The organism is Nocardiopsis sp. CC223A (genome assembly GCF_030766825.1).
GTDB lineage: Bacteria > Actinomycetota > Actinomycetes > Streptosporangiales > Streptosporangiaceae > Nocardiopsis.
Genome location: NZ_JASFDV010000125.1, coordinates 1 through 13,374 on the forward strand (window position 1 = coordinate 1; position 13,374 = coordinate 13,374).

Sequence of the window (13,374 nt, forward strand, 5' to 3'; positions counted from 1 at the left end):
GGCCCCGGGACCGCCTCGGCGGCCGGACCGGTGACGCCCCCGGCCCGCACGGCGCCGCGGTAGAGGCCGGCGTCCGCCGTGCCCAGGACCGGGATGCCCAGGGCCGTGCCGGACTCGGTGCTCGTCTCGGAGATGCCGGCCGCCGGGAGCGGGCCGCGCTCGTCCTGGACGTCCCCTCGGACGAACTCGACGAGGCCACGGTCGCCGGCACCGGCTCCACGGTCCACGACCTCGTGGCCGGATACGTGCTCCAGTACCTGATGGCCCCGTCGTCCCTGCCCACGGTGGACCGGGCGCCGGCCGGACTGCGCGCCCCCACCGCGCGCTCGCGAGGAACACGGCGACGCCCCGGCGCCCGCACGGGCGCCGGGGCGTCGGAACACCCGCTTACAGGCCGAAGCCGGTCGGCCGGGAGCCCTCGGCGGCCTCGCGGCGCAGCCGCTCGCCCTTGGCGTGCGCCTGCTCGCGCAGCTCCACCTGGAACTTCGCCATCTTCTCCGCCAGCAGGGGGTCGTGCATCGCCAGCATCCGCACCGCCAGGAGCCCCGCGTTGCGCGCCGCGCCCACGGCCACCGTCGCCACCGGCACCCCGGCGGGCATCTGGACGATGGACAGCAGCGAGTCCATCCCGTCCAGGTACTTGAGCGGCACCGGGACGCCGATCACCGGCAGCGTCGTCACCGAGGCCAGCATGCCCGGCAGGTGGGCGGCCCCGCCCGCCCCGGCGATGACCGCCTTCAGGCCCCGGCCCGCCGCGTCGGCGCCGTAGGACACCATCTCGTGCGGCATCCGGTGCGCCGACACCACGTCGGCCTCGAAGGGGACGTCGAACTCGCGCAGGGCCTCGGCCGCCTCCCGCATCACCGGCCAGTCGGAGTCCGAGCCCATCACGATGCCCACCACGGGGTCCTTGCTCACTGGTCGTCTCCTCGCAGGTAGTCGGCGGCGGCGCGGGCCCGCTCCAGCAGGTCGCGGTGATCGTCGCCGGTCACGGTCACATGCCCGATCTTGCGGCCCGGACGCACGTCCTTGCCGTAGAAGTGGATCTTGATCTCCGGGTCGACGGCCATCACGTGCAGGTAGCGGCGGTAGACCTCGGGGTCGTCGCCGCCCAGCAGGTTGGCCATGACGGTGTAGGGGGTATTGGTGCGGGGCGAGCCCAGCGGCAGGTCCAGCACGGCGCGCAGGTGCTGCTCGAACTGGGAGGTGCGGGCGCCCTCGATGGTCCAGTGGCCGGAGTTGTGCGGGCGCATCGCCAGCTCGTTGACGACCACGCCGTCGGCCGTCTCGAACAGCTCCACGGCGAGCACGCCGGTGACGTCCAGGGCGTGGGCGATCTCGATGGCCAGCTGCTGGGCGCGGGTGGCCTTCTCCTCCGGCAGGCCCGGGGCCGGGGCGATCACCTCGTGGCAGATGCCGCCGCGCTGCACGGTCTCCACCACCGGGTAGACGGCGACCTGGCCGTGCGGGGAGCGGGCCACCTGGACGGCGAGTTCGCGTTCGAACGCGACCTTCTCCTCCACCAGCAGCGGGACGTCCTCGGCGGCGGCGCGCGCCACGACCCGCGCGGCCTCGTCGGCGTCGTCCACCACCCACACGCCCTTGCCGTCGTAGCCGCCGCGGGCGGCCTTGAGGACGACCGGCCAGCCGGTGTCGGCGGCGAACGCGGTGACGTGCTCCGGTGCGGTGACGGCGCGCCACCGCGGGGCCGGGGCGCCCAGCTCGGTGAGGCGGGTGCGCATGCGCAGCTTGTCCTGGGCGAAGCGCAGCGGGTCGCGGCCCGGGCGCAGCAGGCCGCCCGCCTCCTCCACGGCGCGCAGCACCCGCTCGGGGACGTGTTCGTGGTCGAAGGTCACCACGTCGTTGGCCTTGGCGAAGGCCAGGACGTCGTCCAATCCGCGGTCGTCGCCCAGGGTGACGTTCCCGCAGACCAGGGCCGCGCTGTCGGTGGGACCGGCGGCCAGGACCCCGAAGTCCACGCCCAGCGCGATCGCGGCCTGGTGGGTCATGCGGGAGAGTTGCCCCCCTCCCACCATTCCCACGCGGGGGACGGTGCGGTTACGCTCGCTCACAGTTCCTCAACTCATCTGCTCGAACCGCGGTGACGGGACGGCTCCGCGCGCGACGGAGCCTGGCCGGAACGGCTCGGAACCCGCGGCCGGGGTTGCTCCTACCCCCGGTCAGAAGTCTAGGGTGTGCCGAAGGCCCCGTCCGAGCCGCCCCGTCACCGCTGGTGATCCCCATCCCGGAGGCCCCGTGCGCGCGTTCCTCACCCGGCATCCGCGGCTCGCCGCGCTCATCGCCCAGCTGGGCAAGTTCGGTTCCGTGGGGGCCGTGGCGTACGTGGTGCAGTTGGCCGTCACCAACCTCCTGTGGGAGGTGGCGGGGATGGACGCGCTGCCCGGGCAGGTCCTGGGGACGCTGGTGTCGATCGCGGTGGCGTTCGTGGGGAACCGGTTCTGGACGTTCGCCGACCGGGCCCGGACCGGGTACGGGCGGGAGACGCTGCTGTTCCTGGCGATGAACGGGGTGGGGCTGCTCATCCAGCTGGGCTGCCAGGCGTTCTCGGTGTACGTGCTGGGGTTCGACGACCCGCTGTCGCGCAACATCGCGGGCAACGTGGTGGGTGTGGGATTGGGCACGCTGTTCCGGTTCTTCTCCTACCGGACATGGGTGTTCCCGGAGCGGCCGGCCGAGGCCCGGGAGAGCGTCTGATGGGTCAGACCGCCGAGAGGCGGCTCAGGCCCGCACGGCGGGCCGCCCCGCGGACCAGCAGAACGTAGAGCCCGGTCTGGGCGGCGGTGAGCACCAGCACCAGCGGGGTCCCCGTCCCCGGGGCCAGCCCCGCGCCCAGGACGGCACCGGTCCCGATGGCGGTGATGCCGCCCGCCAGGACGGTGAGGGTGAACTGCACCAGCGCGGCGACCACGTGCAGGCCGATCGCGGCCTCCAGGCCACCGGTGCGCCAGGTCAGCCAGGACAGCGCCAGCCCGAGCACCGTCAGTGCGGCGACGGTCCAGGGCCGGTCCTGGTGGGTCGAGGCGTAGACGGCGGGGAACAGCGTGCCCCCGGCCAGCACCGCGGGCCAGGGCGAGCGCAGGACGCGGGCGACCGGACCGGAGCCCGCGGGCTCGCCCGGGCGGGCGCCGAGCGCGCCCACCAACTGGATGACCAGGCCGCGCAGCGTGAGCTCCTCGGCCAGCGACTGGAACGGCACCAGCAGGACGATGACCGCCAGTGCGGCGAGCAGGACCCGGCCGTCCCCGGCCGCCTCGGCCGTGACCGGGACCGTGCCGAACCGGTCGGCCAGCAGGAGGTAGGCGGCCGTGCTCAGCATCACCGGGACGACCGCCAGGGCCGCGCAGCGCAGCAGCCAGCGGAAGCGGGTACGCCCCGCCACCGACATCAGCGAGCCCACGCGGCGCCACTGCACCACCCGCACCAGAAAGACGGTGATGGGAACGAACAGGGCCGAGGTGGTGAGCCCGAAGGCGAGCCCGGCGATCTCGCCGACCCTCACCGAATCCGGGGCCAGGCCGCTGCCGCCCAGCACCGCGACCAGGGTGACGGCCAGCGCCATCGCCACCCACAGGAAGAACGCCAGGACGCCGAGCACCGAGAGGGTCAGCAGCGGTGTCCACCAGCGGTGCCACGGGGTCCGCCCGAGTCTGTGATAGGGCTCACCCTCCGGCACCGCGGCGGGGGCGAACGGGTGGGCCTGCCTGGTCCGCACCGGTCTCGGTGGCGGCCATGCCCACACACCGCGGTCGGCGTTCACCACGGGGTGCCCCTCGGGCGGGGTCAGCCGCCCTCCCCCGGGCGGCCCCGCCCAGGTCTGCTCCTGGGCATGGGTCCGCGACGCCTGCCCGTCCGGCCCCCCCGGGGCGGCGGGCCAGGACGAACCCGGCGGTGGCGGAACATTTCCCATCGTGCGCTGAGGTTACTATCCGGCCATGTATTGCCTGCGTTAAGTCCGCGCCGTTATCGGACGGTCACGGTGCGGATCCGGGCGGGCCGCCACCGGCGGACATGCTGACCCGGCATGGAATAGCGGGGCGACCCCCCTTCGTTGGAATGAAAGGTCCGTTGGGGGCAGACCGCGGACCGAGTACCCCGTCCCGCTGACCTACGATTGGGCACATGTCCTCCACACCAACCACCGATCAGGTGCACAAGGCCCTGGCCACGGTGCAAGACCCGGAGATCCGCCGTCCCATCACCGACCTCGGAATGGTCAAGAGCGTCGACATCGGCGACGACGGTTCCGTGCACGTCGGCATCTACCTGACGGTGGCCGGGTGTCCCATGCGCGGCCGTATCGAGAAGGACGTGACCGAAGCGGTGACCAAGGTCGCCGGGGTCACCTCCGTGCGCGTCGAACTCGACGTGATGAGCGACGAGCAGCGCAAGGAGCTACAGACCAAGCTGCGCGGCGGCCAGGCGGAGAAGGAGATCCCCTTCGCCAAGCCGAACTCGCTCACCAAGGTCTTCGCGGTCGCGTCCGGCAAGGGCGGCGTCGGCAAGTCGTCCGTCACCGTCAACCTCGCGGCCGCCATGGCCGCCCAGGGGCACAAGGTCGGTGTCGTCGACGCCGACATCTACGGGCACTCGGTGCCCCGCATGCTCGGCGCGTCGGACTTCCCGACCAAGGTCGAGGACATGATCATCCCGCCGACCGCGCACGACATCAAGGTCATCTCGGTCGGCATGTTCACCCAGGGCAACACCCCGGTGGTGTGGCGCGGGCCGATGCTGCACCGCGCCCTACAGCAGTTCCTGTCGGACGTGTACTGGGGCGACCTCGACGTCCTGCTCATGGACCTGCCCCCGGGGACCGGCGACATCGCCATCTCCGTGGCGCAGCTGCTGCCGACCGCCGAGCTGCTGGTGGTGACCACCCCGCAGCAGGCCGCCGCGGAGGTCGCCGAGCGCGCCGGCTCCATCACCGCCCAGACCCACCAGCGGGTGGCGGGCGTGATCGAGAACATGTCGTACTACGAGCACGCCGGCGAGAGGATCCCCCTCTTCGGTGAGGGCGGCGGGCAGACCGTCGCCGACGCCCTGGGCCGCACGCTGGGCACGAACATCCCGCTGCTGGGCCAGATCCCGCTCGACACGCGTCTGCGCGAGGGCGGCGACGAGGGCAGGCCGCTGGTCCTGACCGACCCCGACGCCGAGGCGTCCAAGATCATCGAGTCGATCGCCGACAGCCTGGTGGGCCGCCCGCGCGGCCTGGCCGGGATGCAGCTCGGCATCTCCCCCATGCGCAGGTAAGAGGGCGCGGAGGACGGCGGAGGCCCCCGGGTGCGCCCGGGGGCCTCCGCCGTCCGCGGTCAGTCGCTGGAGTCGAGGGTGATCGTGGTGGACTCGGTGTTCCCGCCGCGCTCGTACTCGGCCTCGACCTCGTCGCCCGGGGAGCGGTCGCGGATCATCGCCAGCAGTTCCTGGCCGGAGTTGACCGTGCGGCCGTCGAACCTGATGATGACGTCGCCCGAGCGCAGGCCGGCCCGGTCCGCGGCACCGCCGGACTCGACCGATTCGACGGCCGCGCCCGCCAGGGTGCGCTCGACATCGATCTCGGCGCCGAGGTCGGCGTAGGTGGCCTGGCCGTCCTCGATGAGCCGCTGCACGACCCGCTCGACCTCCAGGGAGGGGATGGCGAAGCCCAGGCCGATGTTGCCGGCGCTCTCACCCGCGTAGCCCATGGTCACGATCATCGAGTTGACGCCGATGACCCGGCCCCGGGTGTCCACCAGCGGCCCGCCGGAGTTGCCGGGGTTGATGGCCGCGTCGGTCTGGAGCGCGTAGAACCGGCTGGCGTTGGGTCCGTCGCCGGAGGTCACCGGGCGGTTGACGGCGCTGATGATGCCCTGGGTGACGGTGCCCGAGTAGCCCAGGGGCGCACCGATGGCGATGACCTCGTCGCCCACGATGACCTGCTCGGAGTCGCCGAACTCCAGGGGCTCCACGTCGATGGGGTCCTCCAGGGAGAGCACCGCCAGGTCGGAGCTGGGGTCGGCGCCCACGACGGTGGCCGGGGAGAGGCTGCCGTCGCTGTACTCCACGAGGATGCCGTCACCCTCCAGTTCGGAGGAGACGTGGTCGTTGGTGACGACGTAGTCGCCCTCGATGATGAACCCGGAGCCGCCGCCCATGATGCTCCGGTCGGCGCTGCGGATGGACACCACGCTGGGGCTCACCCGCTGTGCGACGCCCGCGATGGTGTCGGGGTCGCGCTGGGGCGCCTCCGGCGGGGGCTCGTTCATGGTCGGGCCCTCGGCCTGGGCCGGGGCCTCCTGGACGGTGCCGCCCGCGAAGGCCCCGCCCGCCACACCGCCGGCGCCGCCGGCGATGATGGCGACGACCAGCATGCCGCTGAGCGCCATCCACGCGGGGATGCCGCGCTTCTCCCGGCGCTGCGCGCCCGCAGCCGCGTACGCGTACGGCCCTGCCGGGTCCGCCCCGGCGGGGTCGCCGGCGCCGCCGGTCCCCGGACCGCCGGGTCCGCCCGGCCCGAACGACGCCTGTTGGCTCGTCGGCGCCGCGAACCCGGGCCCCGGGGGTGCCGCGGGCGCACCGGGGGCGTTGGGGTCGCCGGTGCCGAAGGGGGCCTGCCTGCCGGTGGGGCCGGAGGGGGCGGTGGGGCCGGAGGGGTGCCGGCCGGTGGGAGGGTGGCCGGGGACGGGCTCGGGGGCGCCGAAGGGAGGGCGGCCCTGGGGATCGGGATGCATGGGTTCTCCACTGCCGGGAGGCGAGGCGTGGGGGCGGTGAGCGGGGAGCGCGGTGCCCGACGTCGGTTCGGGTACGCCGAAGCCGGGGGGCGTGCCGCCCGGCGGGGTAGGCCGTCCCGGGCCGCTCCCCTGTTCCGAACGGCCGTTTTCCTCAGTCAAGACCTGCTCCGTGTGTCGCTGTGGCTTTCGGTCGGGCGCGGCGAGGGCCTACAGCAGCCCCAGGCGTGACATGCCCCGGTGGACCCGGGACCAGAAACCGGAGTCGTCCGGTCCGGGCAGGGCCGTCACCGCCGAGGCGGTCAGGTCCGTCGGTGCGTCGGCCAGGACCGTGTAGACGAACCCGTCCGCCTGCCACATGCCGTGGTACCGGCCGCCGTCGCCGCCGAAGATCGTTTCATGTTGTGGTGTGACGCCCGTTCCCCCGGTTCCGGTTCCGGTGGATCCGCCGCGGACCCCGTTCGGGGCGTCTTCGTCCAGCTTCCCACGTTGGGAGAAGACCGACACCTGCGACAATCCATCCGAATAGACCGCGTGGACGACTTTGTGTCCGGCGTGGACGGTGGCGCGCGCGTCGATCAGGCTCAGGTTCCAGGCCAGGTTCTCGGGCAGGACCCAGCCGTCCGCGCGCAGCGCCTCACGTTCGCCCGGGGTCAGAACGTCCCCCCACGGGGAGTCCTCGGTGACCTCTTCCGGCCAGTGCCGGTCGCCCGGCTCCAGATCGGTCAGCCGGAAGCCGAGCACGTCCCGGCCGTCGCGACCGTACACCGAGCCGCCCACCAGGACGCCGGTGTCGACGTCCACCCAGAACCGGCCCGCGACCGTGCCGTTGGCGCGGACCGCCTCCACCGTGTGCGCGGGACGGCCGTCCACCTCCCCGACTCCGGCCTCGGTGACCGTGTAGACGCGCTCCAGGGTGGCGAGCAGCCGCTCGTCGAGCTCCTTGAACGGGCTGTCGGCCACCACGAAGGGATCCGCGCCCCCGGTCATCGGGATGAGCGCCACACCGTCCCCCGGGCGGTCGACCACCCGGGTGGGCGGGGTGCCGTGCCCCGCCTCCCCGGTCATCTCCCGGATCGCGGTGTAGGCGACGTCGCCGGCGGCCGAGCGGCGCAGCACGGCCATGCCGTCGTCGGGGCCGTCCCCGGGCACCGCGTCGGCGCACGGGTGGGCACCGCCGGTCAACAGCAGGCACAGGAGCACCACGGCCGCGACGGCGGCCGGTACCGGGTGCGCGGAGGGTCCCCCCGCGTTCACCGCGTCGGCAGATCCGGTCCGGGCCCGGAGTGGGCCTGGGACGGCGGGGTGTCCACGACCGGGATGACCCGGCTGGTCACCGCGTGCTCGACCGCGAAGTCCGACAGGCGGGGCTCCACCACCGGGGCGTCACCGGTCTCCCCGCCGGCGACGAACGCGCCGCCCAGCAGGGCCGTGGCGACCGCGACCCCCGCGACCGCGTAACGGCCGCCGGGGAGGGTGGGGAACAGGTGGGAGAACCGCTCGCCGCGGCGGCGGGTGCGCCGCTCCGGGGGGACCACGGTCTCCTCGGTCAGCAGCGGGGCCGGCGGAGGAGTGGGCCCCGGGTCCGGGAAGCCGCCGAGGGGGCGGGAGGAGCCCAGAGGCGGACGGGAGCCGAAGCCCGCGCCTCCGGACGGCGGCTCAGAAGGGCCCCGGTCCGGACCCCCCGGGCCGTCCCCCCGGGACAGTCCCACGAGGCGCCCCATGAAGTCGAGGTCGGGCTCGGGCTCGCCCAGACCGTGCAGCCGGCGCTTGAGCCGACGCATCATGTCCGCCTCGAACCGGCAGCTCTCGCACTTGGCCAGGTGGATGAGGGCGCTCTCGTGGTCGGCGGGGCCCAGTTCCCCGTCGATGAGCGCGGAGAGTCGCTCTCCCAGGTGTTCTCTGCTCACTCCGCCTCCCCGGTGTTCTCAGCGGCGGCCAGGGACCGTCGGTGCTCCAGGGCGCGGCGCAGTTGGGCGCGGCCCCGGTGGATACGGCTGCGCACGGTGCCGAGTTTGACGCCGAGCGTCGCGGCGATCTCCTCGTAGGAGAGGCCTTCGATGTCACAGAGGACGACGGGGGCGCGGAACTCCGCGGGCAGCGCGTCCAGGGCGGCCTGGACGTCGGCGTCGAAGTGCCGGTCGTCGTAGCGCTGGGCGGGCGAGGGCTCACGGCCCTCCAGGCGCTCGTCGGCGTTGTCGGCCAGGCCCTCGAAGCGGATGCGGGCCTTGCGCCGGGCCATGTCCAGGAAGAGGTTGGTGGTGATGCGGTGCAGCCACCCCTCGAAGGTCCCGGGGGTGTAGTTGGCGAGGGAGCGGAAGACCCGGATGAAGACCTCCTGGGTGAGGTCCTCGGCATCGTGCTTGTTGCCGGTCAGCCGGTAGGCGAGTCGGTACACCCGGGGGGAGTGGGTGCGGACGACCTCGTCCCAGCTCGGCGGCTCCCACGCCTCGAACTCCGCGGCAGGGCCGGTTTCTGGCACCGCTTCTCCCTTCATCCCGTCGAAGCGCCGCAGTGCGCTCGGGGGGAGTACTGCTTCGTGGTGATCAACGTACGTTCCTCCCGGTTCAACGCCGACGGACGCCGATTAAGTTCCCGTCGCCACGCTCGGTCCGCCCACCGGATCACGTTAGGCTTTCTCTTGGCCGTGACCCGATCGCGATCATCCTTCCACGGTGGGTGACTCTACGCCGGTCGGACGCCCCGGCCACAGTTCTCACAGACCATCGCAGCGGGAGGGCGTCATCACCGGCGTGGAAGAGACAGCGGCCCGGCTCGGCTGGGTCCGCACCGAGCAGGCCCGGTTCGAGCAGGAGGCACTGCGGGACGATGCGCTCGCCGACGCCTACGACGCGGCGGCGGGATCGCTCGCCCCCGCCGTGGATCCGTCGGCGGGGTCCGCCCTGCGGTTCCTGGCCGCCTCGATCGGCGCCCGGTCGGTGGTCGAGATCGGGACCGGGTACGGTGCCTCGGGGCTGTGGCTGCTGCGCGGTATGGCGCGCGAGGGCATCCTGACCACTATGGATTCCGACTCGGTCCATCTGGACGGTGCCCGGGCGGTGTTCGCCCGCGCCGGGTTCGGCGCGGGGCGGGCCCGGCTGATCCGCGGCACGGCCGCGGAGGTGCTGCCCCGGCTCACCGACGGCGGCTACGACCTGGTGTTCGTGGACGCCGAACGGCGCTCCTACCCGGCGTTCCTGGACGAGGCGCTGCGCCTGCTGCGGCCGGGCGGCATGGTGGTGCTGCACGGGGTCCTGTCCGGTCCCGGTGAGCCGGACGGCCCGCTGCGCGCCCCGGACCCGGCCGAAACGGCGGTCCGCGAGGTCATCGGGCGCATCCGCGAGGACGAGGCGTTCATTCCGCTGCTGATGCCGCTGGGCGAGGGCCTCCTCACCGCCATCCGCCGCTGACCGACGACGCCGAGGGGCCGCCGCACGGTGTGCGGCGGCCCCCATGCTCGCTTCGGGCCGCGCCCCGGCGGCCGGGGAACGGGAGCCTCCGGCCCTACGCGGCCGTCCTCGTTCCTCGGGTGTCCGCGCCGGGCCTTCCGGAACCCCGTGGGCGCCTTCGCCCTTCCGGTCAGGCCTCGGCGAGCCAGCGCAGCAGCGTGCGGGTGGCGAACGCGGTGCCGCCCCGGGTGAGGATACCGCTCTCCTTCATGGATCGGCCCGGACCGGCGATGTCCAGGTGGGCCCAGGGCAGGCCGCCGGTGAACTCGCGCAGGAACAGGGCCGCGTCGGTGGCGCCCGCCGGGCCGAACTCCTTGCGGGTGCCGATGTTGGCCAGGTCGGCGATCCGCGACTTCGTGGTGGGGACGTACTCCTCGGTGAGGGGCATCCGCCACAGCGGTTCGCCCGCGGCCTGCCCGGCCTCGGTGATCCGCCCGGCGAGGGCGTCGTCGGTGCTGTACAGGGCCGCGATGCCGGTGCCCAGGGCGAGCTTGGCGGCGCCGGTGAGCGTGGCGACGTCGACCAGGATGTCGGGCTCCAGCCGGTCGACGGCGTATCCCAGCGCGTCGGCCAGGACCAGGCGGCCCTCGGCGTCGGAGTTGAGCACCTCGACGGTGGTCCCGGAGTAGGTGGTGAGGACGTCGCCGATGCGGGTGGCGTCGCCGGAGAAGGCGTTCTCGGCCAGCGCCAGCAGGCCGGTGACCCGCACCGGCGCGGACACGGCGGACAGCGCCGACAGCACGGCCAGCACGATCGCCGAACCGCTCATGTCGGTCTTCATCAGCGACATGTTCTCGTTCGGCTTGAGCGAGAGGCCGCCGGTGTCGAAGGTGATCCCCTTGCCGACCAGCACCACGTGCGGGGCGTCGGGGTCCTGCGGGGTGTAGGAGAGCCGGACCATCCGGGGCGGCCGGGACGAGCCCTGGCCGACGGCCAGGATGGCGCCGAAGCCCTCGTTCTCCAGGTCCTTCTCGTCCCAGACCTCGATGCCGAGCCCGGCCTCGGCGGCGACCTCGGCGGCGCGCTCGGCCATCCAGGCGGGGTCCTTGGTCCGGGAGGGGGTGTTGATGAGGTCGCGGGCCAGAGCGGTGGCGCGGGCCAGGACGGTGCCCCGGGCCAGGGCGTCGGCGGGGGCGTCCCCGACGACGTCGATCACGGGGGCCGGGCGCTGGGCGGCATCCGGCTCCGCGGTCTTCAGCGTGAAGGTGTAGGAGGCCAGCAGCGCCCCCTCGGCGAAGGCCGTGGCGGCGGCCTCGCCGGCGAGGGCCCCGGGCCAGGCGAACGCGACGCGCTCGCGGCCCCGAGCGGCCCGGGACAGGGCGGCCCCGGCCTTCCGGAGGTCGTCGGGGGAACCCGATCCGACCCCCAGGAGGGCCAACCTGGCCAGACCCTGGTCCCGGGACACCGGGAACTGGACCGACTCACCGGCCTTGCCGGTGAGCGAGTAATGCGTGAACAGATCGGTGAGCGGGGCCGGGAGCACCCGGCTCAGGCCGCCCTCCTCGATCCCTTGGACCGCCGCCGGGCCTTCGTCCACCGCCTGCACGGGCAGGACGAGGAGGTCGGCCGCGGTGTCGTCGAGGGCCCCGGTGACGGGGTTGATCTCCGTGGCGAAGGGCACAGGTCGCTCACAATCGTTCACTCGTTGGGAGGTGTGACCACCTCGGGGGTGTCGGGGCGCATCCGGCCCTGGGTGGGGGACGGTGGTGCCGGTGCTAGCCGACGACGCCCTGGAGCGCGTCCCGGAGCTCGGTGGCCTCGTCCGGGGTCAGTTCGACGACCAGGCGGCCACCGCCCTCCAGCGGAACCCGCATGATGATGCCGCGACCCTCCTTCGTGACCTCCAACGGCCCGTCACTGGTCCTCGGCTTCATTGCCGCCATGCCATTCCCCTTTCTCGTGTTCCTCGCGGGTGGCCGGGCCACAGCACCGACGCCGATCCGCTGGGTACGTCTCGGCTTCGAAACCGTGGGCCGGTTCCGTGCGACTCGCGCCCGTGTGGCTTAAGGGGCGTGAATCACTCTTCGACCATTATCTCGGAGGTTCGCCCTCGTGTGTGCGACGGGCCACGGCATCCGGGGGCTTCGCACACACCGGCCAACGAGGAATCGTCGGTCAGTAAGGTTATATCGGTCCCGGCCGAAACCCCGCGAGAGCACGGGAAGCCGACCGGTCTCCTCCCCTTCCCGGGGCGCTTGAACCGCACCGGACCCGGTTTTCCCGATAACGATGCCGCCCGGTGACCGTGCCGCCCGGTGGCGGCACCGGACCGCGGTGTCAGGTGGCGCTGGAGAGCAGCCCGGTGGAGGTCATCCGGGTCCCCTCCCGGGTGACGGAGGACCATTCCGCGTGGAGCCCGTCCGCGCCGGGCCAGACGGTCAGCTCGGACTCGTCGACGCAGCGCTCCTCGGGGTCGGCCGTCTCGGTGTAGGCGTAGACCCTGCGGTCGTTGTCGGTCGCCGTCAGCTCAAGCGTCCCGGAACAGGTGAAGGTGGTCCAGGCGGTGCTGCCGCGCTCGGCGCCCTCCTCGATCCGGACCTCGGCGTGCCAGTCGGCGACGTGCTCGCCCTCCGTGTCGACCTGGGTCATCTCGCCCGCCCACGAGCCGACGAACTCCACGGCCGGAACGGCGGCGTTCGGAACGTCCTCGGCGTCCTCACCGATCAGCGCCCACGCGGCGGCGGTACCGCCGGCGATGAGCAGGACGGCCGCCGTCCCGACGGCCAGCCCGGTGATCCGGCGGCGGCGTCGGGCACTGCCCTGGACGGAGCGGGGCGGCGACCACAGGGACACCTGCTGCACGGGAACGGCGGAGGTCGTCGGCGCGGCGGCGCCGTCCCGGTCCTCGGCTCCCGACTCCAGCTCGGCTGCTGCGTCCATCCTCGACATCCTCACAAAGAATGCACCCGCTCCGGGGATGGGGCGGGGGTACACGAGTACAGCGACCGAGGATAGAGCACGCGAACACGACGGATCAGCCCGAGAAGGACGGCGCTCATGTGATGCACGGCATACCCGGGGCCCGCGGTCCCGTCGTCCCAGGGCGTGTGCGGCGGATGCCTTCGTGCGGTTCGGCGCTCGCGCCGAAGGACACGGGCGGCCGCCGGGCGATCTCCCGCAAAACCACGAGTGCAGGTGCCCCTACCGTGCCCTGCCCCGCAGGCTCGGCGGTGTCGCACGGCGGGGCCCGCCCGGGT

13 protein-coding genes and 1 pseudogene are annotated in these 13,374 nt (G+C 73.4%); 3 read left to right on the forward strand and 11 right to left on the reverse strand.

Annotation, left to right across the window (positions count from 1 at the left end; all coding sequences use genetic code 11):
* The 3 genes and pseudogenes from QJS33_RS29670 to QJS33_RS29680 form a co-directional block, all read right to left on the reverse strand.
* Positions 1 to 227: pseudogene (locus tag QJS33_RS29670) on the reverse strand (MFS transporter); the annotation flags it as partial.
* Between the two features lie 160 nt (positions 228 to 387).
* The gene (gene purE / locus QJS33_RS29675; protein WP_306371394.1) at positions 388 to 888 is read right to left on the reverse strand and encodes a 5-(carboxyamino)imidazole ribonucleotide mutase; all 501 of its coding nucleotides are present in this window, start codon (positions 886 to 888) and stop codon (positions 388 to 390) included.
* 26 nt (positions 889 to 914) lie between these two features.
* Positions 915 to 2,072, reverse strand: a complete 1,158-nt coding sequence (locus QJS33_RS29680) for a 5-(carboxyamino)imidazole ribonucleotide synthase (RefSeq protein ID WP_306371384.1) — start codon at positions 2,070 to 2,072, stop codon at positions 915 to 917.
* Between the two features lie 184 nt (positions 2,073 to 2,256).
* Here QJS33_RS29680 and QJS33_RS29685 point away from each other — a divergent pair, with 184 nt between their 5' ends.
* Positions 2,257 to 2,715: a GtrA family protein gene (locus QJS33_RS29685; RefSeq protein WP_306371385.1), complete on the forward strand. Its 459-nt coding sequence runs from the start codon at positions 2,257 to 2,259 to the stop codon at positions 2,713 to 2,715.
* Between the two features lie 4 nt (positions 2,716 to 2,719).
* On the opposite strand, the gene QJS33_RS29690 is transcribed toward QJS33_RS29685, so the two are convergent.
* Complete coding sequence (locus QJS33_RS29690) at positions 2,720 to 3,781, reverse strand: lysostaphin resistance A-like protein (protein ID WP_372339742.1); 1,062 nt, start codon at positions 3,779 to 3,781, stop codon at positions 2,720 to 2,722.
* A gap of 359 nt (positions 3,782 to 4,140) precedes the next feature.
* On the opposite strand from QJS33_RS29690, the gene QJS33_RS29695 reads away from it, so the two are divergent.
* The gene (locus QJS33_RS29695; protein ID WP_306371387.1) at positions 4,141 to 5,274 is read left to right on the forward strand and encodes an Mrp/NBP35 family ATP-binding protein; all 1,134 of its coding nucleotides are present in this window, start codon (positions 4,141 to 4,143) and stop codon (positions 5,272 to 5,274) included.
* A 59-nt stretch (positions 5,275 to 5,333) separates the two neighbouring features.
* Here QJS33_RS29695 and QJS33_RS29700 read toward each other — a convergent pair whose 3' ends face one another.
* The 4 genes from QJS33_RS29700 to sigE form a co-directional block, all read right to left on the reverse strand.
* Positions 5,334 to 6,731: a S1C family serine protease gene (locus QJS33_RS29700; RefSeq protein WP_306371388.1), complete on the reverse strand. Its 1,398-nt coding sequence runs from the start codon at positions 6,729 to 6,731 to the stop codon at positions 5,334 to 5,336.
* Positions 6,732 to 6,938: 207 nt separating this feature from the next.
* A complete protein-coding gene (locus QJS33_RS29705) occupies positions 6,939 to 7,985 on the reverse strand; it encodes a transcriptional regulator (RefSeq protein WP_306371389.1) in 1,047 nt (348 codons plus the stop codon).
* Entirely contained in the window at positions 7,982 to 8,638 is a 657-nt protein-coding gene (locus QJS33_RS29710) for an anti-sigma factor (protein WP_306371390.1), read from the reverse strand. The genes QJS33_RS29705 and QJS33_RS29710 overlap by 4 nt, the downstream gene beginning before the upstream one ends.
* Complete coding sequence (gene sigE, locus QJS33_RS29715; protein WP_306371391.1) at positions 8,635 to 9,225, reverse strand: RNA polymerase sigma factor SigE; 591 nt, start codon at positions 9,223 to 9,225, stop codon at positions 8,635 to 8,637. Before sigE ends, QJS33_RS29710 begins: the two co-directional genes overlap by 4 nt.
* 322 nt (positions 9,226 to 9,547) lie before the next feature.
* On the opposite strand from sigE, the gene QJS33_RS29720 reads away from it, so the two are divergent.
* Positions 9,548 to 10,138, forward strand: a complete 591-nt coding sequence (locus tag QJS33_RS29720) for an O-methyltransferase (RefSeq protein ID WP_306371395.1) — start codon at positions 9,548 to 9,550, stop codon at positions 10,136 to 10,138.
* 169 nt (positions 10,139 to 10,307) lie between these two features.
* Here QJS33_RS29720 and QJS33_RS29725 read toward each other — a convergent pair whose 3' ends face one another.
* The 3 genes from QJS33_RS29725 to QJS33_RS29735 form a co-directional block, all read right to left on the reverse strand.
* The gene (locus QJS33_RS29725; protein WP_306371392.1) at positions 10,308 to 11,798 is read right to left on the reverse strand and encodes a leucyl aminopeptidase; all 1,491 of its coding nucleotides are present in this window, start codon (positions 11,796 to 11,798) and stop codon (positions 10,308 to 10,310) included.
* 94 nt (positions 11,799 to 11,892) lie between these two features.
* Positions 11,893 to 12,060, reverse strand: a complete 168-nt coding sequence (locus QJS33_RS29730) for a DUF3117 domain-containing protein (protein WP_220564937.1) — start codon at positions 12,058 to 12,060, stop codon at positions 11,893 to 11,895.
* 394 nt (positions 12,061 to 12,454) lie between these two features.
* On the reverse strand, positions 12,455 to 13,057 hold the full coding sequence (locus tag QJS33_RS29735) for a hypothetical protein (protein ID WP_306371393.1): 603 nt from the start codon (positions 13,055 to 13,057) through the stop codon (positions 12,455 to 12,457).
* Positions 13,058 to 13,374: the final 317 nt, after the last annotated feature.

Excerpts from the sequence above, each read along its gene's own strand:
- purE (WP_306371394.1), bottom strand. The coding sequence starts at position 888 with ATGGGCTCGGACTCCGACTGGCCGGTGATGCGGGAGGCGGCCGAGGCC.
- QJS33_RS29695 (WP_306371387.1), top strand. The coding sequence starts at position 4,141 with ATGTCCTCCACACCAACCACCGATCAGGTGCACAAGGCCCTGGCCACG.
- QJS33_RS29700 (WP_306371388.1), bottom strand. The coding sequence starts at position 6,731 with ATGCATCCCGATCCCCAGGGCCGCCCTCCCTTCGGCGCCCCCGAGCCC.
- sigE (WP_306371391.1), bottom strand. The coding sequence starts at position 9,225 with ATGAAGGGAGAAGCGGTGCCAGAAACCGGCCCTGCCGCGGAGTTCGAG.
- QJS33_RS29730 (WP_220564937.1), bottom strand. The coding sequence starts at position 12,060 with ATGGCGGCAATGAAGCCGAGGACCAGTGACGGGCCGTTGGAGGTCACG.
- QJS33_RS29735 (WP_306371393.1), bottom strand. The coding sequence starts at position 13,057 with ATGGACGCAGCAGCCGAGCTGGAGTCGGGAGCCGAGGACCGGGACGGC.